The organism is Pseudomonas sp. B21-015, from assembly GCF_024749285.1.
GTDB lineage: Bacteria > Pseudomonadota > Gammaproteobacteria > Pseudomonadales > Pseudomonadaceae > Aquipseudomonas.
Window position 1 is genome coordinate 6,082,463 of record NZ_CP087196.1, and the last position, 25,928, is coordinate 6,108,390.

Consider the following 25,928-nt stretch of genomic DNA (forward strand, 5'->3'; position numbering starts at 1 on the left):
TTCAACAAACCACGGCCGGAAATGGCCGTGGACTGACTCGACCATTAAGAAGACTGGATGAAAACCCGCGACCGGATTCTCGAATGTGCCCTGCAGTTGTTCAATCAGAAGGGTGAACCGAACGTGTCCACCATGGAAGTTGCCAACGAAATGGGCATCAGCCCGGGCAACCTCTACTACCACTTCCACGGCAAGGAACCGTTGATTCTCGGGCTATTCGAGCGCTTCCAGGCCGAACTGACGCCCTTGCTCGATCCACCGTCCGATGTGGAATTGGCACCCGATGATTACTGGCTGTTCCTGCACCTGATCATCGAACGCCTGGCCCACTACCGGTTTCTGTTCCAGGACCTGTCGAACCTTGCCGGCCGCCTGCCGAAACTGGCCAAGGGGATCCGCAACCTGCTCAATGCATTGAAGCGCACTCTGGCTTCATTGCTGGCACAGTTGAAGGCTCAGGGTCAGCTGGTCAGTGACACCCAGGCGCTGGGACAACTGGTGGAGCAAATCACCATGACGTTGCTGTTCTCGCTGGACTATCAGCGGATTCTCGACCGTGAAGGTGAAGTGCGACTGGTGGTGTATCAGATCATGATGCTGGTGGCGCCGCACTTGCTGCCACCGGTGAAAGTCGCGACCGAGCGGTTGGCGTTGCAGTACCTGGAGGAGCACGACTAACCCTGTGGGAGCGGGCTTGCTCGCTCCCACATTGGATCAGTGGTGTTCTTTAGAATGTGTGTGCAAACAAAAACGCCCGACCTTTACAGGCCGGGCGCTTTTTTGAGTCCTGAAAATCAGGACTGACTGGTTGGCGCCGGAGCCGGCGCGGCAGTCGGGGTTACAGCAAGGGTCGGCGCAGTGCCGGAGTTTGCCGTACTGACCGGGGTTGCCGGCTTGGCGGCAGCCGCTGCCGGTTTCGGTGCAGCCACTTTCGGGGCTGCCGGCTTTTTCACTGCAGGCTTCTTCGCAGCAGCGGGTTTAGCCGCTGCGGTTTTAGCTGCAGGTTTGGCCGCCGGTTTAGCAGCAGGTTTAGCGGCCGCTTTGGCTGCAGGTTTCGCCGCGGCAGTTTTGGTCGCCGGTTTAGCGGCAGCCTTGGCCAATGGTTTGGCAGCGCTTTTGGCTGCAGGTTTGGCCGCCGCGGTTTTCGCCGCAACAGGCGCAACCTTGGCACCGGTGAGTTTTTCGATTTGCTTGGTCAACGTATCGACCTTGCTGTGCAGTGCTTTGACTTCATTGCGGCTCGGTACACCCAGGCGCGAAATGGCACTGTTCAGGCGCTTGTCAAAAGCCCCTTCCAGCTCATCCCACTTGCCCAGTGCGCGATCTTTCACGCCGCTGATGCGCGACTTGGCCGACGAAGCGGAGTCCTTGGCGGCATCGACTTTCTTGCCGACAGCACTCTTGGTGAGCTTCTCGGCCTTCTCGCCGTCCTTAACCAATGCATCGAAGAGCTTGCTACCGTCAGTGTCGATCTTCGAGTACACGCCTAAACCAGCCAGCCAGATCTTGCGGGAGTAGTCTTCGACCTTCCCGATCCACGAGCTGCCTTCTTTTTCAGTATTCTTTTTGCCAGCCATCCCGTTCTCCTTAAGATTTACGCGCGACACGTTCGAGCAATGCTGTCAGCTCATCGAGCTTAGCAGAGAGTGTCTCAACGTCATGTTTAGACGGAATGCCGATACGATTCAAGGCACTTGCGATGCGCGTATCGAAAGCCTTCTCGACTTTGTCGAGTTGAAGTTCAACTTTGCCTTTGAAAGTGCTCACTTCACTCTTGGCTTCATCGATCTCGGCATTGGCCGCTTCAAGCTTCTCAGTGACGACTTTTTTGCCTTTCTTTTCAACAGCTTGACCAGCCTTGATCAACTCTTGAACGTACTCGCTACCCTCTTGACCGACCTTGGTGTAAGCACCCAGGCCTGCCAGCCAGATCTTGCGGGCATACGATTTGACGTCGCTCGGAGCGTTAGTCTCGACGTCGACTTTTTTCTTCAAAATAACTTTGGCCATGGTGCACCTCACGCGCAGAAGGGTTGAGGAACTGCCCGCAAAGAGTCGGGCTCAGGCACAAAGTAGTGAGAATAATTAGAAACGGCACCCTAACAAGTGACATAAACCTTTGGGCACACCACAAACAAATGTGGGAGCGAGCCTGCTCGCGAAGAGGCAGGCACATTCAACATTGATGTCGACTGAAAGACCGCTTTCGCGAGCAGGCTCGCTCCCACAGGGATCGCATTTCGCAGAAAGAAGTGGATCAGGTCAGTGCTTTATCGAGAGCCCTTTCGATTTCCGATTTGATGGTGCCGCTCATGGCGGACATCAACAGGCCCAGTTCAACGTCGACCCTGATCGAGTCCTCGCCCACATGCACCGCGCCTTTCACACCGGAACGTCTGAGGTTCAGGGTGTCGCCGGACCACTGTGGCTCCAGGCCATATTGATCGGACAGTTTCTGCGCCAACTTGTCGGCCTTCTCGCGGGCCGCTTCCTTACCCAGGCCGTGGGCACGCTCAACACTAATACGGGCCATCGAATGACTCCTGCTTTATGAATACTTCCTGAAGCATCTTGACCGGTGCTGCGTCAAAACGTCCCGGTGGTTGCCTATCTTACCTTCAGCCTTGCCAAGACAAAGCAGGCCACCGGGATTAGAATGTCCCGCATTCTCTTTTGGTGACAGCGATATGACTGATCAGCGCAAAGGCAGCGATGCCGAACCCACCACTCACTTCGGCTTCAAAAACGTTCCGGAAAGCCAGAAAGCGGAAAAAGTCGCTGAGGTTTTTCACTCGGTAGCCGCCAAGTACGACCTGATGAACGACCTCCTGTCGGGCGGCATGCACCGTCTGTGGAAGCGTTTCGCGATCGAACTGTCGGGCGTGCGCCAGGGTAACCGCGTACTGGACATCGCCGGTGGCACTGGTGACCTGACCAAAAAGTTCTCGCACCTCGTTGGCCCGACTGGCCAGGTCGTTCTGGCCGACATCAACGAATCCATGCTCAGGGTCGGTCGTGACCGCCTGCTGGATCTGGGTGTGTCCGGCAACGTCGAATTCGTCCAGGCCGATGCTGAAAAGCTGCCGTTCCCGGACAACCACTTCGACTGCGTGACTATCGCTTTCGGCCTGCGCAACGTGACGCATAAAGAAGACGCCCTGCGCTCGATGCTGCGCGTGCTGAAACCGGGCGGCCGTTTGCTGGTGCTGGAATTCTCCAAACCGACCAACGCGCTGATGTCCAAAGCCTACGACGCCTATTCGTTCGCCTTCATGCCGCTGATGGGCAAGCTGATCACCAATGATTCGGAAAGCTATCGCTACCTGGCCGAATCGATCCGCATGCACCCGAACCAGGAAACCCTGAAGTCGATGATGGTCGAGGCCGGTTTCGACCGCGTGACTTACCACAACATGACCGCAGGCATCGTCGCCCTGCACCGCGGCATCAAGCCCTGATGTTGCAGGCCGGCCTGCTCGCCAGCGTTGAACTCGGTTTGAACCGGGTGCTGCGTCTCGACAGCACGGCACTGCCGCGGCTGGCGCATTTGAGTGGCAAGGTGATTGCCGTCGACTGCCGCAGCCCGACGTTGCAACTGTTCATCCTGCCCAGCGATGAAGGCCTGATGCTGGCGTCCCACTGGGAAACCGGCGCCGACTGCACCTTGCGCGCACCGGCCTCAAGCCTGCTGAAGCTGGCGACGAGCAAAGACAAGACGTCGGTCCTGCATACCCCGGAAGTCGAACTCGACGGCGACAGCGGCGTGCTGCTGGAACTGGCGGCGATCCTTCAGGACCTCGAGCTGGACTGGGAGTACGAACTCTCACGCTGGCTGGGTCCGGTGGCCACGCAACTGGTCGGCGGTCATCTACGCAGTCGCGCCCGCTGGTATCAACAAGGGTTCGCCAGCCTGAACCAGAACCTGGGCGAATACCTGGCCGAAGAATCGCGCGCCCTCGTCGGTCAGCGCGAAGCCGAAGCCCGTTTCAGTGAACTGGACCAGATCAAGCTCGATCTTGAACGACTCGAGGCGCGTTTCGAGCGCCTTTCCCGATCCCTCGACCCAAGCGATAACGCATGAAGCTGCTTGCCGTCCGCCGTTTGTTGCGCATCCAGCGCGTCGTGATCCGCTACCGCCTCGATGACCTGCTGTTCGCCCTGCCGCTGCCCTGGTTTCTGCTGGCGCTGCGCTATGCCTTGCCGTGGCGCTGGTTCCCGCGCAAGCCGCTGGACCTGAGCCGTGGCTCGCGACTGCGCCTGGCCTTGCAGGACCTGGGGCCGATTTTCATCAAGTTCGGCCAGATCCTCTCGACGCGCCGCGACCTGCTGCCCGAAGACATCGCCGATGAGCTGATGATGTTGCAGGACCGCGTGCCGCCGTTCGACTCGCAAGTGTCGGTCCGGCTGATCGAAGAGCAGCTCGGCAAAAAGATCAGCGAAGTTTTCTCCCGCTTCGACGTCGAACCGCTGGCCTCGGCCTCGGTGGCGCAAGTGCATGCCGCACAGTTGAAAACCGGTGAAGAAGTCGTCGTCAAAGTGATCCGCCCGGGCCTGAAACCGATCATTGCTCAGGATCTGGCATGGCTGTTTATCCTCGCCCGAGCAGCGGAAAAGCTCTCCGCCGACGCCCGCCTGCTGCACCCGGTGGACGTGGTCAGCGACTACGAAAAAACCATCTACGATGAACTCGACCTGCTGCGCGAGGCGGCCAACGCCAGTCAGTTGAAGCGTAACTTCGACGGTTCGCCGCTGCTTTATGTGCCGCAAGTCTATTGGGACTGGTGCCGGCCGAAAGTGCTGGTGATGGAGCGCATCTACGGGATTCAGGTCACCGACCTCGCGACCCTGGCCGACCAGCGCACCGACATGAAAATGCTCGCCGAGCGTGGCGTGGAGATCTTCTTCACCCAGGTGTTCCGCGACAGTTTCTTCCACGCCGACATGCACCCCGGCAACATCTTCGTCAGCACCGTGCAGCCATGGAGCCCGCAGTACATCGCCATCGACTGCGGCATCGTCGGCAGCCTGACCCCGGAAGACCAGGACTATCTGGCACGCAACCTGTTCGCGTTCTTCAAGCGTGATTACCGTCGCGTTGCGCAGTTGCACATCGATTCGGGCTGGGTGCCGGCGGAAACCAAACTCAACGAATTCGAAGCGGCGATCCGCACGGTGTGCGAGCCGATTTTCGAAAAACCGTTAAAAGATATTTCCTTCGGTCAGGTGCTGATGCGCCTGTTCCAGACCGCCCGCCGCTTCAACATGGAAGTGCAACCGCAGTTGGTATTGCTGCAAAAAACCCTGTTGAACATTGAAGGCCTGGGTCGTCAGCTGTACCCGGACCTCGATCTGTGGAACACCGCCCAGCCGTTCCTCGAACGCTGGATGCGCGAGCGCGTCAGCCCCAAAGCCTTGATCGGCAATGTGCAGAGCCAGTTCGAGCAGATCCCGCACCTGGCCAACATGGCCCGCGACCTGCTCGAGCGCATGTCCCAACCCCACGCCAACGCCCCGCCCCCCCCTTGGCACAAGCGCAAGGACGACTGGTTCCTGCGCCTGCTCGGCACCGCTCACCTGGCGGGTGGCACGATACTCGCAGCCGGTGGCCCGTTGCACGAACTGGGGCATTGGCCCGCCGGAATCATGGTGGCGGTCGGTTTGTATCTGGTCGTTCGCCGATAGCCAGAGCCCCCCCACGCTGGCACACTGTTTCAACGCCTGGGCTTAGCTATTGAAGTAGAGCCCGCTGTCGGAGTCGAAGATGAAAAACTGGCTGGACGAGATCAAGTGGGACGCCGATGGCCTGGTGCCGGCGATTGCCCAGGATCACAAGACCGGACGCGTCCTGATGATGGCCTGGATGAACCGCGAAGCACTGCAATTGACCGCCGCCGAGAACCGTGCCATTTACTGGTCACGTTCCCGTGGCAAGCTGTGGCGCAAGGGCGAAGAGTCCGGCCATGTTCAAACCCTGCATGAGATGCGCCTGGACTGTGACGCTGACGTGATCATCCTGATGGTCGAGCAGATCGGCGACATCGCCTGCCATACCGGCCGTCAGAGCTGCTTCTACCGCGTCTTCGAGAACGGCGACTGGAAAACCGTCGACCCGGTTCTGAAAGACCCGCACGCTATCTACTCCGCAGGACATACCCATGAGTGACACCCTGACCCGTCTGGCCCAGGTGCTGGAAGAGCGCAAAGGCGCCGCCGCCGACAGCTCGTATGTTGCCAGCCTGTACCACAAAGGCTTGAACAAGATTCTGGAAAAAGTCGGCGAAGAGTCGGTCGAAACCATCATTGCCGCCAAGGATGCCGCCATCAGCGGCGACTGCAGCGATGTGATCTACGAGACCGCCGATTTGTGGTTCCACAGCATGGTCATGCTCGCCCAACTGGGGCAGCATCCACAGGCTGTGCTCGATGAACTGGACCGTCGCTTCGGTCTGTCCGGACACGCCGAGAAAGCCTCTCGCCCGTCCGCCTGAACAACTATTTAGAGAGGAACGCAACATGGGCATTTTTGACTGGAAACACTGGGTCGTCATCCTGGTTGTCGTGGTGCTGGTGTTCGGCACCAAGAAACTGAAAAACCTCGGCACTGACGTCGGCGAGTCGATCAAGGGCTTTCGTAAAGCCATGAACGACGACGAGAAACCGGCTGACCCGACAGCAACCCCGGCCCAACCGGTTCCACCTGTTCAGCCACAGACCACTCAGTCCGTGAACCCGCCGCACACCATCGACGTGCAGGCGCAAAAAGTCGAAGAGCCGATCCGCAAAGACTCGTGAGCACTGACTAATGTTTGGTATCAGCTTCTCTGAACTGCTGCTCGTCGGCCTCGTCGCCTTGCTGGTGCTGGGCCCCGAGCGTCTGCCGGGTGCTGCGCGCACCGCCGGCCTGTGGGTCGGGCGACTAAAGCGCAGCTTCAACGCGATCAAACAGGAAGTTGAACGTGAAATCGGTGCCGACGAGATCCGCCGGCAACTGCACAACGAGCACATTTTGTCGCTTGAGCAGGAGGCGCGGAAGATTTTCACGCCGACTCAGCAGGAGGCTACTGCGGTTCAACCGGTTGAGCCAGTGATGGAGCAGACGATTCATGCTCCGGTAGCTGCAGAACCTGTACCTGTTGTTGCAACGACGCCAATTGAACCTGTTGCTCCTGCCGCCGCGCCGACAACGCCGGCGCCTCACGACACCACTTTGCCGCCGCGAGCCCCATGAGCGATCTCCCTGAAAACGACCAGCACATGCCGCTGGTTTCGCACCTCACCGAGTTGCGTACCCGTCTGCTGCGCTGCGTAGCGGCGATCTTCATCATCTTCGCCGGGTTGTTCGCCTTCACCCAGCAGATCTACACCTTCGTCTCCACGCCGCTGCGCCAGTACCTGCCGGCCGGCGCGACGATGATCGCCACCGACGTGTCGTCGCCCTTCCTGACGCCGCTGAAACTGACCATGATGGTCTCGCTGTTTCTGGCGATCCCGGTGATCCTGCACCAGATCTGGGGCTTCATCGCGCCGGGCCTGTACAAGCATGAAAAGCGCATTGCGGTGCCGTTGCTGGTCTCCAGCATTTTGCTGTTTTACACCGGCATGGCCTTCGCCTATTTCCTGGTGTTCCCGCTGATCTTCAAATTCTTCGCCGCCGCCACCCCGGCCGGCGTGGAAATGATGACCGACATTACCAGCTACCTCGATTTCGTCATGACGCTGTTCTTCGCCTTCGGCGTGGCGTTCGAGATTCCGGTGGCCGTGGTGCTGCTGGTGTGGATCGGCGTGGTCAATGTCGCCTATCTGAAGAAGATCCGCCCGTATGTCGTCATCGGCTGCTTCGTGGTCGGCATGATCCTGACACCGCCGGACATCTTCTCGCAGACGCTGTTGGCCGTACCGATGTGGTTGCTGTTCGAGATCGGCATCCTGTTCGGCAGCCTGATCAGCAAGCGTGGTGAGCACCCGGACGATCAGCCGGCTGACGATCACAACGACCAGCCGCCAGCGACCCAAGCGTGAACCTGCTGCTCCTTGAAGAGGCCGACTTCATTGCGGCCGACCGGGCGATCCTGCGCGATCGACGGTTGACTCATATGCAGGAAGTCCACCGCTGCGTCGTTGGTGACAGCATGCGCGTTGGCCGTATCGGCGGGTTGATGGGGTCGGCCGAGGTGCTGCGCCTGGAGGCTACAGAAGCCGAACTGCGTGTCACCCTCGACCAGCCTCCACCAGCCAAGCTGCCACTGACTCTGATACTGGCCCTGCCACGACCGAAAATGCTCCGTCGGGTATTCCAGACCGTGGCCACCATGGGTGTGCCGCGAATCGTGCTGGTGAACAGCTACCGCGTCGAAAAAAGCTTCTGGCAAACCCCGTTCCTGGAGCCGGAAGCGATTCGCGAGCAATTGATCCTGGGGCTTGAACAAGCCCGGGACAGCGTGCTGCCAGAGGTTATTATCGAGAAGCGCTTCAAGCCCTTTGTCGAAGATCGCCTGCCAGCGATCACCGAAGGCACCCTCGGCCTGGTCGGCCATCCCGGCAACTACCCGCCCTGCCCCCGCGGCCTGAACGAACCCGTGACCCTGGCCATCGGCCCCGAAGGCGGCTGGATTCCCTACGAAATCGACCTGCTGGCCAAGGCCGGCCTGCAACCGGTTCAGCTTGGCGAGCGCATCCTGCGGGTCGAGACCGCCGTCACTGCGTTGCTCGCACGCCTCTTCTAACCCCAGACACTTACCCTGTGGCGAGGGAGCTTGCTCCCGCTCGGCTGCGAAGCAGTCGTAAACCGGTGAGTGCAGTCTTGCTGGAAAAAAGCGGTGCCCGCTTCGCGCCCAAACGGGAGCAAGCTCCCTCGCCACAAGTGTTGACTCGCCTACAGAATCTCGTCTGCCTGCCGATACAGCCCCCATAAAACCGATTAATGGTCCGAGGGAGTAGCAGCATGTACCGATGGCTGGCCGAGAAACTGGGAAACGTAAGCGTCAATCGCAAGCTGGGTGTCGGCTTTGGCCTCGTGCTGCTCATGACTCTCCTGATCACCTTCACTGGCTGGAATAGCCTGAGCAGTGTGATCAGTCGCGCAGACAAGCAGAGTCACATCGCCAGTCTCAACGACTTGAGCAAGGATTTGCGAACCGCCCGTGTCGACTACGAAATGCGCCGTGGCGAACAAGGTCCGGCAGCCGTCAGCGAACTCCTGGGCAAGCTCGATGATGGCGTACAGGTCGGCCTCAAACTGCTTGTGCTCCCCTCGAACCAGGAAATGCTCAATCAGCAACTGGTCGCCATCGGTGAGTACAAACGCGCCTTTACCGACATGACTCAAGCGACGCAGAACCGCGAATCGGCCCGTTCCAAGCTCGGCGCCACCGCCGACAACGCCGTGGCCAGGGTCGCAGAAGTCGAAAAGTCCTTGCTGCAAGGTGACAGCGTCGTTCAATTCAACAGCGTGGTCGAGCTGAGCAAACTGATCCAGCAAGCGCGCTTCCAGGTTCGCGGTTACACCTACAGCGGCAAGGTCGAAGCCGAGCAACCGGCACTGGACGCCATCGACAACGCCCTGAAAGACCTTGAAAGCCTGCCGGGCAAACTGCCGGAACAGCACATCGCCAACCTGCAACAAGCCACCGAATCGCTTAAGGGCTACCGCGCCGCTGTCAGCCAGTTCCGCGACTCGCAGGTGGCCAGCGCCACAGCCCTCAAGAAGATGGTGGATCAAGAGATCCGTTTGAATGACCTGAGCGCACAATTGATTCGCTCGCAAACCGAGAGCCGTGACCAAGAGACGGCCCAGGCGAAAAGCACGCTGATCATCGTGACCGTCCTGGCGTTAGCGTTTGGCCTGCTCGCCGCCTGGGTCATTACGCGGCAGATCGTCGTTCCACTGCAACAGACTTTAACAGCTGTCGAACGTGTCGCCTCGGGCGACCTGAGCCATAACCTGGAGGTCACTCGCCGCGACGAGCTGGGTCAATTACAAAGCACCCTGCAGCGGATGGTCGTCAGACTGCGGGAACTGATCGGCGGCATCAGCGATGGCGTGACGCAAATCGCCAGCGCCGCCGAAGAACTGTCCGCCGTCACCGAGCAAACCAGCGCCGGGGTCAACAGCCAGAAGGTCGAAACCGATCAGGTGGCCACCGCCATGCACGAAATGACCGCCACCGTGCAAGAAGTCGCGCGCAACGCCGAGGAAGCGTCCGAGGCCGCCGTCGCCGCCGACCAGCAGGCCCGCGAGGGCGACAAGGTCGTCGGCGAAGCCATCGCCCAGATCGAACGCCTGGCCCTCGAAGTTGGCAATTCCACTGCTGCCATGGCCGACCTGAAGCGCGAAAGCGACAAGATTGGCAGCGTGCTCGACGTGATCAAATCTGTGGCCCAGCAAACCAACCTGCTGGCCCTCAACGCCGCTATCGAAGCCGCCCGCGCCGGTGAGGCCGGACGCGGCTTTGCGGTGGTCGCTGACGAAGTCCGCAGCCTGGCCCAGCGTACCCAGAAGTCCACCGAAGAAATCGAAGAGTTGATCGTCGGCCTGCAAACCGGCACTCAGCAAGTCGCGACCATCATGGACAACAGCCGCACCCTGACCGACAGCAGTGTCGAGCTGACCCGCCGTGCCGGTGGCTCGCTGGAAAGCATCACCCGCACTGTGTCGGCGATCCAGGCGATGAACCAGCAGATCGCCGCCGCCGCCGAGCAACAGAGCTCGGTGGCCGGAGAAATCAACCGTAGCGTGCTGAACGTGCGTGATGTGTCCGAGCAGACCTCTGCCGCCAGTGAAGAGACCGCGGCCTCCAGCGTCGAGCTGGCGCGATTGGGGACGCATTTGCAGATGCTGGTGGGCAGGTTCAAGGTTTGAGGTGATACGAGTGCCTCGGTTCGCTTTGGACCGAGGTGATGCCATCGCGAGCAGGCTCGCTCCCACATTGATCAGCGCTGAACACAACATTTGTGTATGACGCATAACCCCTGTGGGAGCGAGCCTGCTCGCGATGGCGGTTCGACAGGCGCTGAATCTATAGAACCTGCCGCAAAAACGCCTGCGCACGCGGATCTTTCGGCGCATCGAAGAACTCGGCCGGCGAGGCGTCTTCCAGCAGTTTGCCGTGATCGAAGAACAGCACCCGATCCGCCACTTCCCGGGCGAAGCCCATTTCGTGGGTGACGCAAACCATGGTCATGCCTTCCACGGCCAGGGTCTTCATTACATCCAGCACTTCACCGACCATTTCCGGGTCGAGCGCCGAAGTCGGCTCATCGAACAGCATGACCTTCGGCTCCATGGCCAATGCCCTGGCAATGGCCACACGCTGTTGCTGACCACCGGACAGGCGCGATGGAAACTCTAGGGCCTTCTGAGCGATACCGACCTTCTCCAGCAACGCCAGGGCCTTGGCCTCGCGTTCCTTCTTGCCACGCTTGCGCACGACTTTCTGGGCCAGGCAGAGGTTCTCCAGCACGGTCATGTGCGGGAACAGATTGAAATGCTGGAACACCATGCCGACTTCACGGCGGTAGGCGTTGACGTCGGTTTTCGGGTCGGCCAGTTGCAGGCCGTCGATGCTCACCGAGCCGGAATCGAATTCTTCCAGACCATTCAGGCAACGCAGGAAGGTCGACTTGCCGGAGCCGGACGGACCGATCACCACCAGCACTTCGCCCTTGGCCACTTGGGTGGTGACGTTATCCACCGCGCGAACTACATGGCCGCGGGTGTCGAAGACTTTTATCAGATCGCGGACTTCAATCACTTTGCGCGAGCCTCCGCTCAAGCCGGCTGGCGATTTTCGACAGCGGGAGGTTGATCAACAGGTACAGCCCGGCCACGCAGAACAGGATTTCGAACGGCGAGAACGAGGTAGTGATGACTTCGCGGCCGCTTTTCAGCAGTTCGGTGATGGCAATCACCGACACCAGCGAGGTGTCCTTGACCAGACTGATGAACTGCCCGGCCAGCGGCGGCAGCACGCGCTTGAACGCTTGCGGCAGCACTACGTGGCGCATCGACTGGCCGGCACTCAGACCCAGCGAACGTGCGGCTTCGTTCTGGCCGCGTGCAATTGATTGCACGCCGGAACGGATGATCTCTGCCACGTAGGCGCCGGTGAACAGCGACAAGGCGGCGATCCCGGCGAACTCCCGGGAAAGGTTCATCACGGTACCGATGAAGAAGTAGAAAATGAAAATCTGCACCAGCAGCGGCGTGCCACGCACCAGTTCGACGTAGATCGTCGAGAGGTCGCGCAGGGTCGGGTTGTTCGACAAACGGCAAAGGCCGGTGGCCAGGCCGATCAGCAACCCGAGCACGCCAGATACCACCGACAACCACAACGTGGTCCAGAGCCCCCACATCAGCGGTCCTGCGGCCCAATGGCGGGTCACACCGATGACGTCGCCTTCAGCCACGTCATCGCCTTGGGCGACTTGCAGGCTGTTGTCGTCAACGATCACCCGCTGCTCGTCTCCGGCGTCATTGCGCAGAGTGACTTCGGCTTCATCGCCCTTGCGCACCAGTTCGCTGACGGTGGAGATGTCGGCGGCGCGCAGGGACTCTTCGGCGTGGTAGGCGAAGTACTGCGGCACGCGATTCCAGCGCCATTCGTAGGACATCAGCGAGGTGGCGTAGTACAGCGCACCGGCCAGGCCGATCAGCATCAGCACGGTTAATACGTGCCACGGCCATTGGGCTTTTTTCTGTTTCATTGGGTTTGCAGGTTCCGAGTTTTGTGTCGCCAGGAAGGCCGTCTTCGCGGGCAAGCCCGCTCCCACATTTGATCTTCAGTGAATACAGATTCTGTGTTCGACCGAGATCCAGTGTGTGCGGGCTTGCTCGCGAATGAGGCGACGCGGTCTATCTGACCGGTCGCCGTCCGTCAGCCTTATTCCATATCCTTGAGCCAGGCGGTGTCCTTGAACCACTTGTCATGGATGCGATCGTAGGTGCCGTCTTCGTGGATCTGGTGCAGGAAGTTGTTGATGAAATTGATGCTGTCGTAGTCACCCTTCTTCAGACCAAAGGCCAGCGGCTCGTAGGTGAACGGCTTGTCGAGGAACAGCAGTTTGCCGTTGCCGACCTTGTTCACCGCCACGACGTTGTACGGCGCGTCATAGATGAAGGCATCGGCCTTGCCGTTGACCACGTCGAGCACGGCTTCCTGCTCGTTGTCGTAACCGTGGTACTTGGCTTTGGAGATGAGTTTTTTGGCGACCATTTCACCGGTGGTGCCGAGCTTGGAGGTGATGCGGTAGTCGGCGGTGTTCAGGTCTTTATAGGACTTGATAGTGCCTTCCAGCTCCTTGCGGATCAGCAGTGTCTGGCCGACCACGATGAACGGTTCGCTGAAGTTCAGGCGCAGGTTGCGCTCCTGGGTCAGGGTCATGCCGCTGCCGATCATGTCGAACTTGTCGGTGAGCAGGGCCGGGATGATGCCGTCGTATCCGGTGGAAACCAGTTCCAGCTTGACGCCCATGGCCTTGGTCATGGCTTTGAGGATGTCGACTTCGAAGCCGATGATCTCGCCGCGCTTGTTGGTCATTTCGAACGGCATGTAGGTCGGGTCCATGCCGACTTTCAGCGTGCCGCGCTTGACCGCCTCATCGATGGCACCGGCCTGCGCCGCGCTGACTGCAACCAATGCCGTGACGCCGACCAGCAGCATCGCCAGATACTTCTTCATCATCAAGTCCCCAAAACCATCACGTTGTGAGGCACGCAAACCACGGGTTTCCCTCGGAAAACCGGCGGATACGAACAGAAAATTGTCCGGGCGCACCAATTCGGGGACGGATGCTAACGCACTCGGCCGTTTGCACAAGGGTTTTACAGAGGATTTTGATCAACACAAAAAAACCCCGCTTTCGCGGGGTTTTTCATTATGCCAACTGAGGCTGCGTGCTCACAGGCTTGAGCGGCAACAGCGGCGCATGGGGATCGGCATCCACCGATGTGCGCCAGGCTTGCAGCCACTCGGCGTGGCCTTCGCTCCAGACCTGCTCATGCAAGCGACCCAGTGCCACCGGATCACTCAGCAGGGCCACACGCTCGTTGTTGGTCAGCCCTGTTGGCCCGGCCTTCATCGCATGGCGAACCCGCTCGACCCGCAGCCATTCGATCGGCTCGGCCTGACGGTGACGGGACGTCGCCAGCGCGCACGCCAAGGCGTTCTGCTGTGGATCGACCACTGCCCGGATGAAGCCGTCGTTCAGCGCATGCCAACGGTTTTCGTGGGTGTACTGATCAGTTGCCAGCAACGCCTGTGGCGGATTGTATTCCTCAGGGATCAGGAACAGGCTTTCATCGCGGGACTTGAGGCCCAGACCCACACGACTGGAGATCACCGACACCGGGATCGACAGCATCAGCGAACCGACGATCGGCACCAGCCACCAAAGGAAGCTCGGGTTCAGCCAGATCACCAACAGCGCCCAGAAGAAGCCCAGCAAGGTTTGTGGACCGTGGCGCTTGACCGCTTCGCTCCACGGTGTGGAGTCGTCATCACGTTGCGGCGAGTTCCAGGTCGCGGCCCAGCCGAGGAACGCGGCGAGCACGAAACGGGTGTGGAAAATCATCCGCACCGGCGCCAGCAGCATGGAGAACAACATCTCCAGCAGCATCGACAGCGTCACCTTGAACCTGCCACCGAACTCTTTCGCGCCCTTGGCCCAGATCAGGATGATGCTCAGCAACTTCGGCAGGAACAGCAGCACGATGGTCGTCGAGAACAGCGCAATCGCCTTGTCCGGGTGCCATTGCGGCCACAGCGGATAGAGCTGACGCGGCTCCAGGAAGTATTGCGGCTCCATCAGTGTGTTGACCGCCAGCAGGGCCGTCGACAGCACGAGGAAGAAGAACCACAACGGCGCTGACAGATAAGACATCACGCCCGTCAGGAACACCGCACGGTGCACCGGGTGCATGCCTTTTACCAGGAACAGCCGGAAGTTCATCAGGTTGCCGTGGCACCAGCGACGGTCACGCTTGAGTTCGTCCAGCAAGTTCGGCGGCAGTTCTTCGTAGCTGCCCGGCAAGTCGTAGGCAATCCACACGCCCCAACCGGCACGGCGCATCAGCGCCGCTTCGACGAAGTCGTGGGACAGAATCGCACCGGCGAACGCACCTTTACCGGGCAACGGCGCCAGGGCGCAGTGCTCGATGAACGGTTTCATGCGGATGATCGCGTTGTGGCCCCAGTAGTGGGATTCACCCAACTGCCAGAAGTGCAGGCCGGCGGTGAACAACGGACCGTACACACGGGTGGCGAACTGCTGCATGCGCGCATACAAAGTGTCCATGCCCGACGCACGTGGCGCGGTCTGGATGATCCCGGCGTCCGGCGTGGCTTCCATCAGGCGCACCAGACTGCTCAGGCATTCGCCGCTCATCACGCTGTCGGCGTCGAGCACGACCATGTATTTGTAGTCACCGCCCCAACGACGGCAGAAGTCGTCGAGGTTGCCGCTTTTACGTTTCACACGGCGACGGCGGCGGCGATAGAAGATCTTGCCGAAGCCCTTGGCTTCACGGCAGACGTCCAGCCAGGCCTGCTGTTCGGCGACGCAGATATCGGCGTCGTTACTGTCGCTGAGCACGAAAAAGTCGAAGCGATCCAGGTTACCCGAGGCCGCGACCGATTCGAAGGTCGCCCGCAAACCGGCGAACACCCGCGGCACGTCTTCGTTGCAGATCGGCATCACCAATGCGGTGCGCGCGTCCTTGGCGATCGGCTCGTTGCCGGCACTGGCGCCGGAAATGCGGTATTTGTCACGACCAGTGATCAGCTCGAGAAAGCCCATCAGCGCCGTCCAGAAACCGGCCGACACCCAGCAAAACAGAATCCCGAACATAATCAGGATGGTGGTTTGCAAGGCGTAAGGCAGCACCTGGGCCGCGGTTTGCAGGAGCGGTTGGTGCAGGACTTCTTCAAGATCGACGAACGACCAGCCCTGGTACGGCATGATGCCCTTCATGTACCAGCCGGCGACGATCGTTTGACCGAGCATCAGCACCAACAGAATGTAGCGACGGATCGAACCGACGGTGCGCCAGCGAGCGGCCGGCAGCACGTTCTCATCCTTCGGCGGGGCCGGCGGGTTGGTGCGCCCGGTCAGCCGACGCCAGCCACGCACCAGAATGTTGGTGCGCCACGGCTCGGGCACGACTTTGGTCCGACGGATCGGCGGGGTTGCCTTGAGGCAAACCCGACCACTGGCGTCGAGCACCAGCATTTCCGCATCCGCCAGCTCTTCGGCGGTGTTCAGGGTCAGGCGCCGGCCGACCGAGGCTTGAGCAGCCTCGGTCGGCGCGTCGAACGTCGAGGACGACAGACGTTCGTGCAGTTCACTGAAGGACTTGCAGCCCGCGAGTTCCGCGCGCTGCTCGTCGGTCATGGGCAAATGCGCCAGGTACTCGGCAAGCGTTTGTGGCTGTACGTGTGAATTACTCATCGGCAGGCAACTGATAGCTCCAGGTCTCGGTCAGGACTTGTTCAGTCGGTGCCGATTCCGGTGTGGCTGGGGCCGCTTCGGCAGCGACAGGCTGCTTGGCGTCTTTGTTGTCCTTGTCCTTGGTGTCCTTGACTTGCTGGGCTTGTGCTTCAGCCTGCTTGGCTTCCTTGTCCTTCTTCTCTTGCTGGCGGGCGGCGATCTTGTCGGCCTTGGCAACGGAAGAACTGGACGCTGGCGCCGCGGTCTTGATCGTCTCGGCAGGCGTGATGGTCTTGACCAGCGCAGCCCGCATTTCGGTAGCCTTGCTCGGATCCTTGATCTTCATCCGCAAAGTCAGGCGCCAGCCCTTGGTTTCAGGGTTGTAACGGACGCTGTTCTCGACCAGCTCCGCGTTGTCGCCAACGCTCACCTGGCTGCGCACTTCGGCATTTTCCGACAAGTCTTGCAAGGACGGACCTTCGAAATCCACCAGGTACGCCACGCTGCCGTCCGGCTGACGAATCAGGTTCGACTGCTTCACGTCACCTGTGGAACGCAGGGTCTGTTGAACCCAGGCGCTGTCCGGCGAATGCAGGGAGGCTTCATCGATGGTCCAGTGCATGCGGTAGGCAACGTCCAGGGACTGGCCAGGCTCAGGCAGTTTTTCCGGGCTCCAGAAAGCGACAATATTGTCGTTGGTTTCATCGGCGGTAGGAATCTCTACCAGATCGACGGAGCCTTTGCCCCAATCGCCTTTCGGTTCGATCCAGGCACTTGGGCGCTTGTCGTAGCGGTCATCGAGGTCTTCGTAGTGGCTGAAGTCACGGCCACGTTGCAGCAAGCCGAAACCGCGCGGGTTCTCGATCGAGAAGTTGCTCACGGCCAAGTGTTTCGGATTGTTCAGTGGGCGCCAGATCCATTCGCCGTTGCCGGCATGGATCGACAGGCCGCTGGAATCATGCAGTTCACGACGGTAGTTCAGCACTTTCGACGGCTGGTTGGCGCCGAACAGGAACATGCTGGTCAGCGGCGCAACGCCGAGCTTGGTGACCTTGTCACGCAGATACATCTTGGCCTTGACGTCGACGACCGTGTCGCTGCCCGGACGCAGGGTCAGGCGATAGGCACCGGTGGCACGCGGCGAATCCAGCAGGGCGAAGATCACCAGATGCTTGTCGCCCGGCTTGGGCTGTTGAATCCAGAACTCGGTGAAGCGCGGGAACTCTTCGCCGGACGGCAACGCGGTATCAATGGCCATGCCGCGAGCGGACAAGCCATAGGTGTGCCCCTTGCCGATGACGCGGAAGTAACTCGCGCCGAGCATGGTCATGATTTCGTCTTGCTTGTCGGCCTTGTTGATCGGGTACAGCACACGGAAGCCGGCATAACCTAACTGTTCGGTGGCTTTAGGATCGAACTTCACGTCGCCGAAATCGAAACGACTCGGGTCGTATTTGATCTCTTCGACGGTGTTGGCCGTGATTTCGTTGATTTTCACCGGCGTATCGAAGTGCATACCCTGGTGATAGAAGGACAGCTTGAATGGGGTTTTCTGGTTCGCCCATTCGGCTTTTTCAGTGAGGAACCGGATTTTTTGATAGTCCGCGAATTTCATCTCGCGAAACTCATTCGGCAGGTTACTGCGCGGGGCTTCGTATTTTTGCCCGGCCAGCTCTTTTGCCTTGACCGATACGTCATCCAGATTGAATGCCCAAAGTTGGCCGGCGCTGAACAGGCAAAGCAGTGCAGAGCCTGCTACCAGAGCGCTTCGAAACCGTTTGGCAGACAATTTTGGTGCATTACAGGGACTAACAATCACGAGCAACCCTCGCCGAAAACAGATCAAAAAACCAACGGCCAGTTAAAGTGCCAGCACGGTGTGCGGTGGAAAAAACCGACCCTGCGAACCACTCTTGCCAAGTTGGCGAGCATTGTTCCGACTCCTATGGGGCAAAATGATTCCCCAACAGGTTCCGGACAAGTCTCTACCTAAGTCAAAATGGACCAACGAACGCTGATCCCCGTAGCGCGCGATTATCTAGTAGGCCGCGTTACAACGCATCAGGGGAAACCAAGTATTTATCGGGAAAAGCCCCTGTTTTCAGCCGAAATGCCCTTAAAAACATGTTTCAAGCACTTTCACGTCTGTAACAGGAAGGTTACCGGGCCATCATTGACCAGGTGCACCTGCATATCCGCGCCGAATCTACCTGATGCCACAGTGCCATGCACCTGTTTCGCTTTGCCCAATAAATAGTCGAAAAGCGCCTCGCCCAAGGCCGGAGGGGCCGCCGTCGAAAAACTCGGACGCAATCCGTTTTTGGTATCAGCGGCCAGGGTGAATTGCGAGACCAGCAATAACCCGCCGCCCACATCCGCCAAGGACAGATTCATCTTGCCCTCGGCGTCACTGAATACTCGATAGTTAAGCAGTTTATGCAGAAGTTTGTCGGCGCTGGCCTGCGTGTCGTCGGGTTCGACCGCCACCAGCACCAGCAACCCCTGATCTATCGCACCAACCACCTCTCCCGCGACCTCGACTCGCGCGCCACGCACGCGTTGCAGCAGGCCCTTCATGCTTCGTCAGGCGACAAGTCGAGCAGTCGACGTGCCATCTGATCAGCGGCGCGTACCAATGCATCGGTGATGCCCGGCTCGGACGCGGCATGGCCAGCGTCGCGGATCACCTGCAATTCGCTGTTCGGCCAGGCCTGATGCAGTTCCCAGGCGTTGTCCAGCGGACAGATCACGTCATAACGACCATGGACGATGACACCGGGCAAATGGGCGATCTTGCCCATGTCGCGGATCAGCTGGTTCGGCTCCAGGAAAGCGTTATTGGTGAAGTAGTGGCATTCGATACGGGCGATGGACAACGCACGTTGAGGTTCGGAGAAACGATCGACCACCAGCGGATTTGGACGCAGGGTCGCGGTACGGCCTTCCCAGATGGACCAGGCCTTGGCCGCATGCATCTGGGCGATCTGGTCGTTGCCGACCAGGCGTTTGTGGAATGCCGTGAGCAAGTCGTCGCGTTCGTCCAGCGGGATCGGCGCAATGTAGTCCTGCCAGTAATCGGGGAACAGACGACTGGCGCCACACTGGTAGAACCATTCGATTTCCTGGGGACGGCAGAGAAAAATCCCGCGCAGAATCAGACCGTGCACGCGCTCCGGATGGGTTTGCGCATAAGCCAGGGCCAGGGTCGAACCCCAGGAACCGCCGAACAGCACCCATTTGTCGATACCCAGGTGTTTGCGAATCCGCTCAAGGTCGGCGACCAGATCCCAGGTGGTGTTGTTTTCCAGGCTGGCGTGGGGCGTGGAGCGACCGCAACCGCGCTGGTCGAAAGTAACGATGCGATAAAGGTTCGGATCGAAATACCGGCGGCTCTGGGCATCACATCCGGCGCCAGGGCCGCCGTGAATGAACACCACCGGCAAACCTTCCGGCGAACCGCTTTCGTCGACATACAGCGTGTGGGTTTTATCGACAGCCAGATCGTGCCGGGCGTGGGGTTTGATCTGCGGGTACAAAGTCTGCATTGCGCGCTCCGTAAGGGGTCGAGGTCATCCCTGGGGGGACTTCTATTATTCTGCCGTCCGGCATCATAAACCCGAATTACGTCTATGAGCATGCCCCTCGCAGCGTCAGCGTTTGTCAGCCTGTCTTCTCAGCCAAATAGTCGAGCAGGGTTTCATAGAGTCGGTCGACCTCGGCGACCTGCCCCCGCGCGCGCAGACAGCCGTGAACCAGCCCCTCCCCGTAGTAAAGCGTTGCACCCACGCCGGCGGCGTTGAGTCGATCGGCGTAAAGCACGCCGTCATCGCGCAGCGGATCGAACTGCGCGACGGCGATCAACGCCGGTGGCAGACAGCTGAAATCGTCGGCGAGCAAGGGCATCGCATAGGCAGCCGGTTGTCGGGTTCCGCCTAAATACAACGCTTGATAACAATCCAGATCGCTGCTACTGAGCAATGGTGCATCGGCGCATTCGCTGCGCGACGGCAATCGGTGATCGCCGCCCAGCCCCGGATAGATCAGAACTTGCGCGCATGGCATTGGTTCGCCGGCATCGCGCAAGGCGAGGCACAACGCAGCGGCGAGGTTGCCGCCAGCGCTGTCCCCTGCCACCAGCGTCCGCGCCGGATCGAGCTGAAACGGTCCTGTGCGCAGCGCACGCCAGACACTCAGGCAGTCCTTGAACGCCGCCGGAAACGGGTGCTCCGGTGCCAGTCGATAATCAATGGCGATCACCAGCGAGCCAAGCACCGACGCCAGTTCGGCGCAGATAAAGGCGTGGGAATCCAGATCCCCCACCACCCAACCGCCGCCATGCAGATACACAATGCATGGCCAACCGTTGGTCGGCGGCGGAACCGAGGGTTGCCAGGCGCGCACCGCCACGCCCGCCAACTTGAGATCGATCACTTCAAGCCCTGCGGGACATGGCGGGGTAAACGCCCGGCACATCTCGCTGTAGGCCTGACGCAAACCGGGGAGGCTGCTGTCAGTGCTGTTGAAGCTGAGGGTTTTCTCGACGAAAGCCGCCATGTGTTCGGAAATCGAGTAAGGAGCCATGAGCCTGGAGCCAGTCAGTCAACGGTTTGGGATTGGAACTCAGTCCTGTGGCGAGGGAGCTTGCTCCCGCTGGGCTGCGTAGCAGCCCCAAAACCACTCACGACCAGCCGGGTTCACGACGGCTTCGCCGCCGAACGGGAGCAAGCTCCCTCGCCACAGACAGCATACTTTGCGAAGAAATGGTGATCAGTTTTTCAAACTGGCCTGAACGGTTGCCACACCCTCCTTGCCATCAACACTGCTGACACCCGCCAACCAGCGCTGAAGATCTTCGGGATGATCGCGCAGCCACTGTTTGGCAACGTCCTGCGGCGTCTTGCGCTCCATGATCGGCACCATCAACTGGCTTTCCTGAGCGGCGGTAAAGGTCAGGTTTTCCAGCAGGCGGTTCACGTTCGGGCAACGCTCGGCATAGTCCGATGCGGTCACGGTGGAAACGGTCGCCGCGCCTTCGTTCGGGCCATAGACGTCTTCGCTGCCGGTCAGGTAGGCGATGTTCATGTTGATGTTCATCGGATGCGGGGTCCAGCCGACGAACACCACGAACTCCTTGCGATTGACCGCCCGTTGCACGGCGGCGAGCATCCCGGCCTCACCGGACTCGATCAGTTTGAAATCCTTCAAGCCAAAGCGGTTGGTCTCGATCATGGTCTTGATGGTGGTGTTGGCGCCGCTGCCCGGCTCGATACCGTAGATCTTGCCGCCGAGCTGGTCCTTGAATCTGGCGATATCGGCGAAGGTTTTCAGGCCGGCGGCAGCCACGTAGTCAGGTACGGCGAGCGTTGCCTGGGCGTCGGCCAGGCTCGGTTTGTCCATGACCTTCACTTGATTGGCGGCCACGAACGGAGCGATGTTCTTGTCCATCGCCGGTTTCCAGTAACCGAGGAAGATATCCAGACGTTTGTCGCGGATGCCGGCGAAGACGATTTGCTGCACGGCACTGGTTTGCTTGCTTTCGTAGCCGAGGCCGTTGAGCAATACGTCAGCCATGCCGCTGGTGGCGATGACGTCGGTCCAGTTGACCACGCCCATACGCACAGTCTTGCAGGAAGCGGGGTCGTTGGCGAAAACGCTGGTGCTCAGAAGAGCATTGCCACAGAGGATTGAGAGACAGCAGGTGCACAGTCTTTTCATCGGGAGAGTCTCGTGCGGCAGATTATTGTGGGGTTCGGTGTCTTCGTGCACCGTGCCCAGAACATTACGCAGCGTCGAGCGGGTAAAAGCGAACTGTAGCGACCGAGATTTGCACGGTGGCGACTGTCTCAACCGATCGTTCCCATGCTCTGCGTGGGAATGCAGCCCGTGACGCTCCGCGTCACTGGACGCGGAGCGTCCCTAGAGGCATTCCCACGCGGAGCGTGGGAACGATCAGTCAGCCGTAGTGCTTTGCGCCCCACGCCAACAGCCCTTGCAACAACTCCTTGAGCACCACTTGCGTCGGCTCAGCCAAATCCTGGCGGTAACGGAACGGCTCGAACTCTTCCATGTACGTGCACTGCCCCAACTCCAGCTGCACGGCATGAATGTTTTCGGCCGGGTTGCCGTAATGCCGGGTGATGTGCCCGCCCTTGAAGCGACCGTTCAGCACATGGCTGTAATCGAGGTGCTTCGCGCAGATCGCTTCCAGTTGAGTGGCCAACTGTGGATCGCAACTGGCGCCATTGAAGGTGCCGAGGTTGAAGTCCGGCAGCTTGCCGTCGAACAGGTGCGGGATTATCGAGCGGATCGAGTGCGCATCGAACAGCAGCGCGTAGCCGAACTCGGCTTTCAGCCGCGTCAGTTCTTCCTGCAAGGTGCGGTGGTACGGCGTCCAGATCTGCTCCAGATACGTCGCCCGCTCTGCTGCCGACGGCTCCTGCCCTTCGCGGAACAACGGCACGCCATCGAACAGCGTCGCCGGATACAGACCGGTGGTGGCGCCGACATATAAGGGCTTGTCGTCGGACGGCCGGTTCAGGTCGATGACAAACCGCGAGTACTCGGCCGCCAGGGTGCTGGCGCCCAGTTCGGCAGCGAACTCATAAAGCCGTGGAATGTGCCAGTCAGTGTCCGGCAGGCTTTTCGCGTCGGGGATCAACCCCGCTTCCACCGTCGGGGTCAGGCGCAGGCCGGCGTGGGGCATGCTGATCAGCAGCGGCACACGGCCTTGTTTGAAGCTCAGAACCTTATCCACAACCGCTCTCCTACAGATTTGATTCAACGCCGTGACGCACGACGCGTTTTTCCAGGTCGCCGCCCAGCCAGTACGACAGGTCGGCCGGACGATCGATTTGCCAGGCGACGAAGTCTGCAACCTTGCCGGCTTCCAGCGAACCGTGGGTTTGGCCCATGCCCAACGCGGTGGCGGCATGAATAGTCGCGCCCGCCAGCGCCTCTTCCGGGGTCATACGGAAACAGGTGCAGGCCATGTTCAGCATCAAGCGCAACGACAACGCCGGCGAAGTGCCCGGGTTGAGGTCGCTGGCGATGGCGATTTTCACGCCGTGTTTGCGCAGGGCTTCCATCGGTGGCAATTGGGTTTCCCGCAGGAAGTAAAACGCGCCGGGCAGTAATACCGCGACGGTGCCGGACTTGGCCATGGCGATGGCGTCGTCTTCGGTCATGAATTCCAGATGATCGGCGGACAGTGCGTGGTACCGCGCCGCCAGGCTCGAACCGTGCAGCGACGACAATTGCTCGGCATGCAGCTTCACCGGCAGGCCGAGGTTTTGCGCAGCGACGAACACCCGTTCGACCTGCTGCGGCGAAAACGCCAGGTATTCGCAGAACGCATCCACCGCATCCACCAGCCCTTCGGCCGTCAGGGCCGGGAGCATTTCGCTGCAGATGTGATCGATGTAGTCGTCGGCCCGATCCGCGTATTCCGGTGGCAAGGCATGAGCGGCCAGGCAGGTGCTGCGCACGCTGACTGGCAGCTCGGCGCCGAGACGGCGGATCACTCGCAGGATTTTGCGCTCGCTGGCCAGATCCAGGCCGTAACCGGACTTCATCTCGACCGTGGTCACGCCGTCGCGCATCAGGCTCTTCAGGCGCTTGGCGGCGCTGGCGAACAACTCGTCTTCGGATGATGCGCGAGTGGCGCGCACGGTGCTGGCAATGCCACCGCCGGCGGCGGCGATTTCCGCATAGCTGACGCCTTGCAGGCGTTGCTCGAATTCACCGCTGCGGTTGCCGCCGAACACCGTGTGGGTGTGGCAGTCGATCAGGCCCGGAGTCACCCAGGCCCCTTTAAGATCATTGACTGCCGGGTACTCGCCTGACGGCAGTTCGCCGCGCCGACCAATCCACTCAATGTGCGCACCTGACGTCACGATGGCCGCGTCCTCGATGATCGAGTAGACGCCTTGCGCCATGGTTGCGACGTGGCAATGTTGCCAGAGCGTTTTCATCCTTGGTCTCCATTAGGTTATCGATGAGAAAAAACAGGATCGCGCGCTACCAAGGCTGCCTGGCCTGCCGCCGGTTTCACCCATATCAGGTAGGCCAGTACCAGCAGCACGATCCAGACTATGCCGACGATCAGCGCCGCTTGGGTATTCGGGAAATAGCCCAGCACGCCGAAAATGAACAGCATGAAGGCAATCGCCGCCATCGGCGCGTAAGGCCAGAACGGCACCGGGAATTTCAGTTGGGTGACCTGCTCGGCATTCATGGAGCGACGCATGGCCACCTGGGTGCACAGAATCATCAGCCAGACCCACACCGTGGCAAAGGTCGCGACAGAGGCGATCAACAGAAACACGTTTTCCGGAATCAGGTAGTTCAGCAACACGCCCAGCAGCAGCGCGGCACTCATGACCGCCACGGTCATCCATGGCACGCCAGTGTGCGACAAGCGGGCAAAGCCTTTGGGTGCGTGTCCTTGCTGGGCCAGTCCGTACATCATCCGGCCAGCGCCGAAGATGTCACTGTTGATGGCCGACACCGCCGCCGAGATCACCACGATATTGAGAATGGTCGCCGCCGAGCTGATCCCCAGATTGTCGAAAATCTGCACAAACGGACTGCCCTGACTGCCAATCTGCTGCCATGGAAAAATCGACATCAGCACGAACATCGTCAACACGTAGAACAGCAGAATACGCAACGGTACGGCATTGATCGCCCGCGGCAGCACGCGCTGCGGGTCTTTGGCTTCACCAGCCGTTACGCCGATGATTTCAATGCCGCCAAAAGCAAACATCACCACCGCAAACGAAGCGATCAGGCCGCCCACGCCATTGGGCATGAAGCCGCCATGGCTCCAGAGATTGCTGATGTCGGTCGCCTGGGCGCCAGGCGCATTGCTGATGCCGAACAGCATGATGCCGAAACCGCCCAAGATCATCGCGACGATGGCTGCCACCTTGAGCAGCGACAGCCAGAACTCCATTTCACCGAATACTTTCACGTTGCACAGGTTCAAGCCGCCGACCACCGAAACGATACCCAGCACCCAGATCCAGCGGGAGACTTCCGGAAACCAGAAACCCATGTAAATACCGAACGCGGTCACGTCGGCCATGCCGACGATGACCATTTCGAACGCATAGGTCCAACCGAGGATGAAGCCCGCCATCGGCCCCAGATAAGTGCTGGCGTACTGGCCGAATGAGCCGGCCACCGGGTTATGCACCGCCATCTCGCCGAGGGCGCGCATGACCATGAACACCGCCGCGCCACCGATCAGGTAAGCGAGCAATACCGCAGGCCCGGCCATTTGTATGGCCGAGGCAGAACCGTAAAAAAGCCCGGTGCCGATAGCCGACCCCAGCGCCATGAAGCGAATATGTCGGGCAGAGAGCCCGCGTTTCAAACCTTTTGCTGGCTGTTGCATTTCTCGTCCTTAATTATTTTTATTGGCGACTGATCGTTCCCACGCTCCGCGTGGGAATGCCTCTGGGGACGCTCCGCGTCCAGTGACGCGGAGCGTCACGGGGCTGCGT

General features: G+C 60.1%; 26 protein-coding genes and 1 pseudogene. 12 read left to right on the forward strand and 15 right to left on the reverse strand.

Annotation, left to right across the window (positions count from 1 at the left end; translation table 11 throughout):
* Positions 1-57 precede the first annotated feature (57 nt).
* Complete coding sequence (locus tag LOY38_RS27680) at positions 58-678, forward strand: TetR/AcrR family transcriptional regulator (protein ID WP_258697947.1); 621 nt, start codon at positions 58-60, stop codon at positions 676-678.
* Between the two features lie 116 nt (positions 679-794).
* Here LOY38_RS27680 and LOY38_RS27685 read toward each other — a convergent pair whose 3' ends face one another.
* The 3 genes from LOY38_RS27685 to LOY38_RS27695 form a co-directional block, all read right to left on the reverse strand.
* Positions 795-1,577 (reverse strand): phasin family protein, encoded by a 783-nt coding sequence (locus tag LOY38_RS27685; protein WP_258697948.1) that lies wholly within the window; start codon positions 1,575-1,577, stop codon positions 795-797.
* 10 nt (positions 1,578-1,587) lie between these two features.
* Positions 1,588-2,010, reverse strand: coding sequence for a phasin family protein (locus LOY38_RS27690; RefSeq protein WP_258697949.1), 423 nt, complete (start codon positions 2,008-2,010; stop codon positions 1,588-1,590).
* A 247-nt stretch (positions 2,011-2,257) separates the two neighbouring features.
* A complete protein-coding gene (locus tag LOY38_RS27695; RefSeq protein ID WP_258697950.1) occupies positions 2,258-2,533 on the reverse strand; it encodes a polyhydroxyalkanoic acid system family protein in 276 nt (91 codons plus the stop codon).
* A gap of 154 nt (positions 2,534-2,687) precedes the next feature.
* Between LOY38_RS27695 and ubiE the strand changes: the two genes are divergently transcribed.
* From ubiE to LOY38_RS30470, 11 genes and pseudogenes are all read left to right on the forward strand, one after another.
* Positions 2,688-3,458 carry a bifunctional demethylmenaquinone methyltransferase/2-methoxy-6-polyprenyl-1,4-benzoquinol methylase UbiE gene (ubiE, locus tag LOY38_RS27700; RefSeq protein WP_258697951.1) on the forward strand — a complete coding sequence of 257 codons (771 nt, stop codon included), beginning with the start codon at positions 2,688-2,690 and terminating at the stop codon, positions 3,456-3,458.
* Complete coding sequence (locus tag LOY38_RS27705) at positions 3,458-4,081, forward strand: SCP2 domain-containing protein (RefSeq protein WP_258697952.1); 624 nt, start codon at positions 3,458-3,460, stop codon at positions 4,079-4,081. The genes ubiE and LOY38_RS27705 overlap by 1 nt, the downstream gene beginning before the upstream one ends.
* Positions 4,078-5,682, forward strand: a complete 1,605-nt coding sequence (ubiB, locus tag LOY38_RS27710) for a ubiquinone biosynthesis regulatory protein kinase UbiB (RefSeq protein ID WP_258697953.1) — start codon at positions 4,078-4,080, stop codon at positions 5,680-5,682. The genes LOY38_RS27705 and ubiB overlap by 4 nt, the downstream gene beginning before the upstream one ends.
* Before the next feature lie 79 nt (positions 5,683-5,761).
* Positions 5,762-6,163, forward strand: coding sequence for a phosphoribosyl-AMP cyclohydrolase (gene hisI, locus LOY38_RS27715; RefSeq protein WP_007936797.1), 402 nt, complete (start codon positions 5,762-5,764; stop codon positions 6,161-6,163).
* A complete protein-coding gene (locus LOY38_RS27720) occupies positions 6,156-6,488 on the forward strand; it encodes a phosphoribosyl-ATP diphosphatase (RefSeq protein WP_007899279.1) in 333 nt (110 codons plus the stop codon). Before hisI ends, LOY38_RS27720 begins: the two co-directional genes overlap by 8 nt.
* Positions 6,489-6,513: 25 nt before the next feature.
* On the forward strand, positions 6,514-6,792 hold the full coding sequence (locus LOY38_RS27725) for a twin-arginine translocase TatA/TatE family subunit (protein ID WP_123721592.1): 279 nt from the start codon (positions 6,514-6,516) through the stop codon (positions 6,790-6,792).
* Between the two features lie 10 nt (positions 6,793-6,802).
* Positions 6,803-7,228: a Sec-independent protein translocase protein TatB gene (tatB, locus tag LOY38_RS27730; RefSeq protein WP_258697954.1), complete on the forward strand. Its 426-nt coding sequence runs from the start codon at positions 6,803-6,805 to the stop codon at positions 7,226-7,228.
* Entirely contained in the window at positions 7,225-8,019 is a 795-nt protein-coding gene (gene tatC / locus LOY38_RS27735; protein WP_258697955.1) for a twin-arginine translocase subunit TatC, read from the forward strand. Before tatB ends, tatC begins: the two co-directional genes overlap by 4 nt.
* Positions 8,016-8,723 carry a 16S rRNA (uracil(1498)-N(3))-methyltransferase gene (locus LOY38_RS27740; protein WP_258697956.1) on the forward strand — a complete coding sequence of 236 codons (708 nt, stop codon included), beginning with the start codon at positions 8,016-8,018 and terminating at the stop codon, positions 8,721-8,723. Before tatC ends, LOY38_RS27740 begins: the two co-directional genes overlap by 4 nt.
* Positions 8,724-9,022: 299 nt before the next feature.
* Positions 9,023-10,003: pseudogene (locus tag LOY38_RS30465) on the forward strand (methyl-accepting chemotaxis protein); the annotation flags it as partial.
* Entirely contained in the window at positions 9,995-10,858 is an 864-nt protein-coding gene (locus LOY38_RS30470) for a methyl-accepting chemotaxis protein (RefSeq protein WP_408980648.1), read from the forward strand. The pseudogene LOY38_RS30465 and the gene LOY38_RS30470, both read left to right, overlap by 9 nt.
* Positions 10,859-11,015: 157 nt before the next feature.
* On the opposite strand, the gene LOY38_RS27750 is transcribed toward LOY38_RS30470, so the two are convergent.
* From LOY38_RS27750 to LOY38_RS27805, 12 genes are all read right to left on the reverse strand, one after another.
* On the reverse strand, positions 11,016-11,750 hold the full coding sequence (locus tag LOY38_RS27750) for an amino acid ABC transporter ATP-binding protein (protein ID WP_258697958.1): 735 nt from the start codon (positions 11,748-11,750) through the stop codon (positions 11,016-11,018).
* Positions 11,743-12,702, reverse strand: a complete 960-nt coding sequence (locus LOY38_RS27755; RefSeq protein ID WP_258697959.1) for an amino acid ABC transporter permease — start codon at positions 12,700-12,702, stop codon at positions 11,743-11,745. Before LOY38_RS27755 ends, LOY38_RS27750 begins: the two co-directional genes overlap by 8 nt.
* 176 nt (positions 12,703-12,878) lie before the next feature.
* Positions 12,879-13,676 carry a transporter substrate-binding domain-containing protein gene (locus LOY38_RS27760; RefSeq protein ID WP_258700803.1) on the reverse strand — a complete coding sequence of 266 codons (798 nt, stop codon included), beginning with the start codon at positions 13,674-13,676 and terminating at the stop codon, positions 12,879-12,881.
* Between the two features lie 196 nt (positions 13,677-13,872).
* The gene (mdoH, locus tag LOY38_RS27765) at positions 13,873-16,443 is read right to left on the reverse strand and encodes a glucans biosynthesis glucosyltransferase MdoH (protein ID WP_258697960.1); all 2,571 of its coding nucleotides are present in this window, start codon (positions 16,441-16,443) and stop codon (positions 13,873-13,875) included.
* Positions 16,436-18,241, reverse strand: a complete 1,806-nt coding sequence (locus tag LOY38_RS27770) for a glucan biosynthesis protein G (protein ID WP_258697961.1) — start codon at positions 18,239-18,241, stop codon at positions 16,436-16,438. Before LOY38_RS27770 ends, mdoH begins: the two co-directional genes overlap by 8 nt.
* 320 nt (positions 18,242-18,561) lie before the next feature.
* Entirely contained in the window at positions 18,562-18,999 is a 438-nt protein-coding gene (dtd, locus tag LOY38_RS27775) for a D-aminoacyl-tRNA deacylase (RefSeq protein WP_253417173.1), read from the reverse strand.
* Positions 18,996-19,967 carry a prolyl aminopeptidase gene (pip, locus tag LOY38_RS27780; protein ID WP_018929173.1) on the reverse strand — a complete coding sequence of 324 codons (972 nt, stop codon included), beginning with the start codon at positions 19,965-19,967 and terminating at the stop codon, positions 18,996-18,998. Before pip ends, dtd begins: the two co-directional genes overlap by 4 nt.
* 115 nt (positions 19,968-20,082) lie before the next feature.
* Positions 20,083-21,003, reverse strand: coding sequence for an alpha/beta hydrolase (locus LOY38_RS27785; protein WP_258697962.1), 921 nt, complete (start codon positions 21,001-21,003; stop codon positions 20,083-20,085).
* A gap of 186 nt (positions 21,004-21,189) precedes the next feature.
* On the reverse strand, positions 21,190-22,137 hold the full coding sequence (locus LOY38_RS27790) for a choline ABC transporter substrate-binding protein (protein ID WP_258697963.1): 948 nt from the start codon (positions 22,135-22,137) through the stop codon (positions 21,190-21,192).
* A gap of 238 nt (positions 22,138-22,375) precedes the next feature.
* Positions 22,376-23,176, reverse strand: a complete 801-nt coding sequence (hutG, locus tag LOY38_RS27795) for an N-formylglutamate deformylase (RefSeq protein ID WP_258697964.1) — start codon at positions 23,174-23,176, stop codon at positions 22,376-22,378.
* Positions 23,177-23,186: 10 nt separating this feature from the next.
* Positions 23,187-24,392: an imidazolonepropionase gene (gene hutI / locus LOY38_RS27800; RefSeq protein ID WP_258697965.1), complete on the reverse strand. Its 1,206-nt coding sequence runs from the start codon at positions 24,390-24,392 to the stop codon at positions 23,187-23,189.
* Between the two features lie 17 nt (positions 24,393-24,409).
* On the reverse strand, positions 24,410-25,819 hold the full coding sequence (locus LOY38_RS27805) for an amino acid permease (RefSeq protein ID WP_258697966.1): 1,410 nt from the start codon (positions 25,817-25,819) through the stop codon (positions 24,410-24,412).
* Positions 25,820-25,928: the final 109 nt, after the last annotated feature.

Excerpts from the sequence above, each read along its gene's own strand:
- LOY38_RS27680 (WP_258697947.1), top strand. The coding sequence starts at position 58 with ATGAAAACCCGCGACCGGATTCTCGAATGTGCCCTGCAGTTGTTCAAT.
- LOY38_RS27685 (WP_258697948.1), bottom strand. The coding sequence starts at position 1,577 with ATGGCTGGCAAAAAGAATACTGAAAAAGAAGGCAGCTCGTGGATCGGG.
- LOY38_RS27690 (WP_258697949.1), bottom strand. The coding sequence starts at position 2,010 with ATGGCCAAAGTTATTTTGAAGAAAAAAGTCGACGTCGAGACTAACGCT.
- LOY38_RS27695 (WP_258697950.1), bottom strand. The coding sequence starts at position 2,533 with ATGGCCCGTATTAGTGTTGAGCGTGCCCACGGCCTGGGTAAGGAAGCG.
- ubiE (WP_258697951.1), top strand. The coding sequence starts at position 2,688 with ATGACTGATCAGCGCAAAGGCAGCGATGCCGAACCCACCACTCACTTC.
- LOY38_RS27705 (WP_258697952.1), top strand. The coding sequence starts at position 3,458 with ATGTTGCAGGCCGGCCTGCTCGCCAGCGTTGAACTCGGTTTGAACCGG.
- ubiB (WP_258697953.1), top strand. The coding sequence starts at position 4,078 with ATGAAGCTGCTTGCCGTCCGCCGTTTGTTGCGCATCCAGCGCGTCGTG.
- hisI (WP_007936797.1), top strand. The coding sequence starts at position 5,762 with ATGAAAAACTGGCTGGACGAGATCAAGTGGGACGCCGATGGCCTGGTG.
- LOY38_RS27720 (WP_007899279.1), top strand. The coding sequence starts at position 6,156 with ATGAGTGACACCCTGACCCGTCTGGCCCAGGTGCTGGAAGAGCGCAAA.
- LOY38_RS27725 (WP_123721592.1), top strand. The coding sequence starts at position 6,514 with ATGGGCATTTTTGACTGGAAACACTGGGTCGTCATCCTGGTTGTCGTG.
- tatB (WP_258697954.1), top strand. The coding sequence starts at position 6,803 with ATGTTTGGTATCAGCTTCTCTGAACTGCTGCTCGTCGGCCTCGTCGCC.
- tatC (WP_258697955.1), top strand. The coding sequence starts at position 7,225 with ATGAGCGATCTCCCTGAAAACGACCAGCACATGCCGCTGGTTTCGCAC.
- LOY38_RS30470 (WP_408980648.1), top strand. The coding sequence starts at position 9,995 with ATGGTCGTCAGACTGCGGGAACTGATCGGCGGCATCAGCGATGGCGTG.
- LOY38_RS27755 (WP_258697959.1), bottom strand. The coding sequence starts at position 12,702 with ATGAAACAGAAAAAAGCCCAATGGCCGTGGCACGTATTAACCGTGCTG.
- LOY38_RS27760 (WP_258700803.1), bottom strand. The coding sequence starts at position 13,676 with ATGAAGAAGTATCTGGCGATGCTGCTGGTCGGCGTCACGGCATTGGTT.
- mdoH (WP_258697960.1), bottom strand. The coding sequence starts at position 16,443 with ATGAGTAATTCACACGTACAGCCACAAACGCTTGCCGAGTACCTGGCG.
- dtd (WP_253417173.1), bottom strand. The coding sequence starts at position 18,999 with ATGAAGGGCCTGCTGCAACGCGTGCGTGGCGCGCGAGTCGAGGTCGCG.
- pip (WP_018929173.1), bottom strand. The coding sequence starts at position 19,967 with ATGCAGACTTTGTACCCGCAGATCAAACCCCACGCCCGGCACGATCTG.
- LOY38_RS27785 (WP_258697962.1), bottom strand. The coding sequence starts at position 21,003 with ATGGCTCCTTACTCGATTTCCGAACACATGGCGGCTTTCGTCGAGAAA.
- LOY38_RS27790 (WP_258697963.1), bottom strand. The coding sequence starts at position 22,137 with ATGAAAAGACTGTGCACCTGCTGTCTCTCAATCCTCTGTGGCAATGCT.
- hutI (WP_258697965.1), bottom strand. The coding sequence starts at position 24,392 with ATGAAAACGCTCTGGCAACATTGCCACGTCGCAACCATGGCGCAAGGC.
- LOY38_RS27805 (WP_258697966.1), bottom strand. The coding sequence starts at position 25,819 with ATGCAACAGCCAGCAAAAGGTTTGAAACGCGGGCTCTCTGCCCGACAT.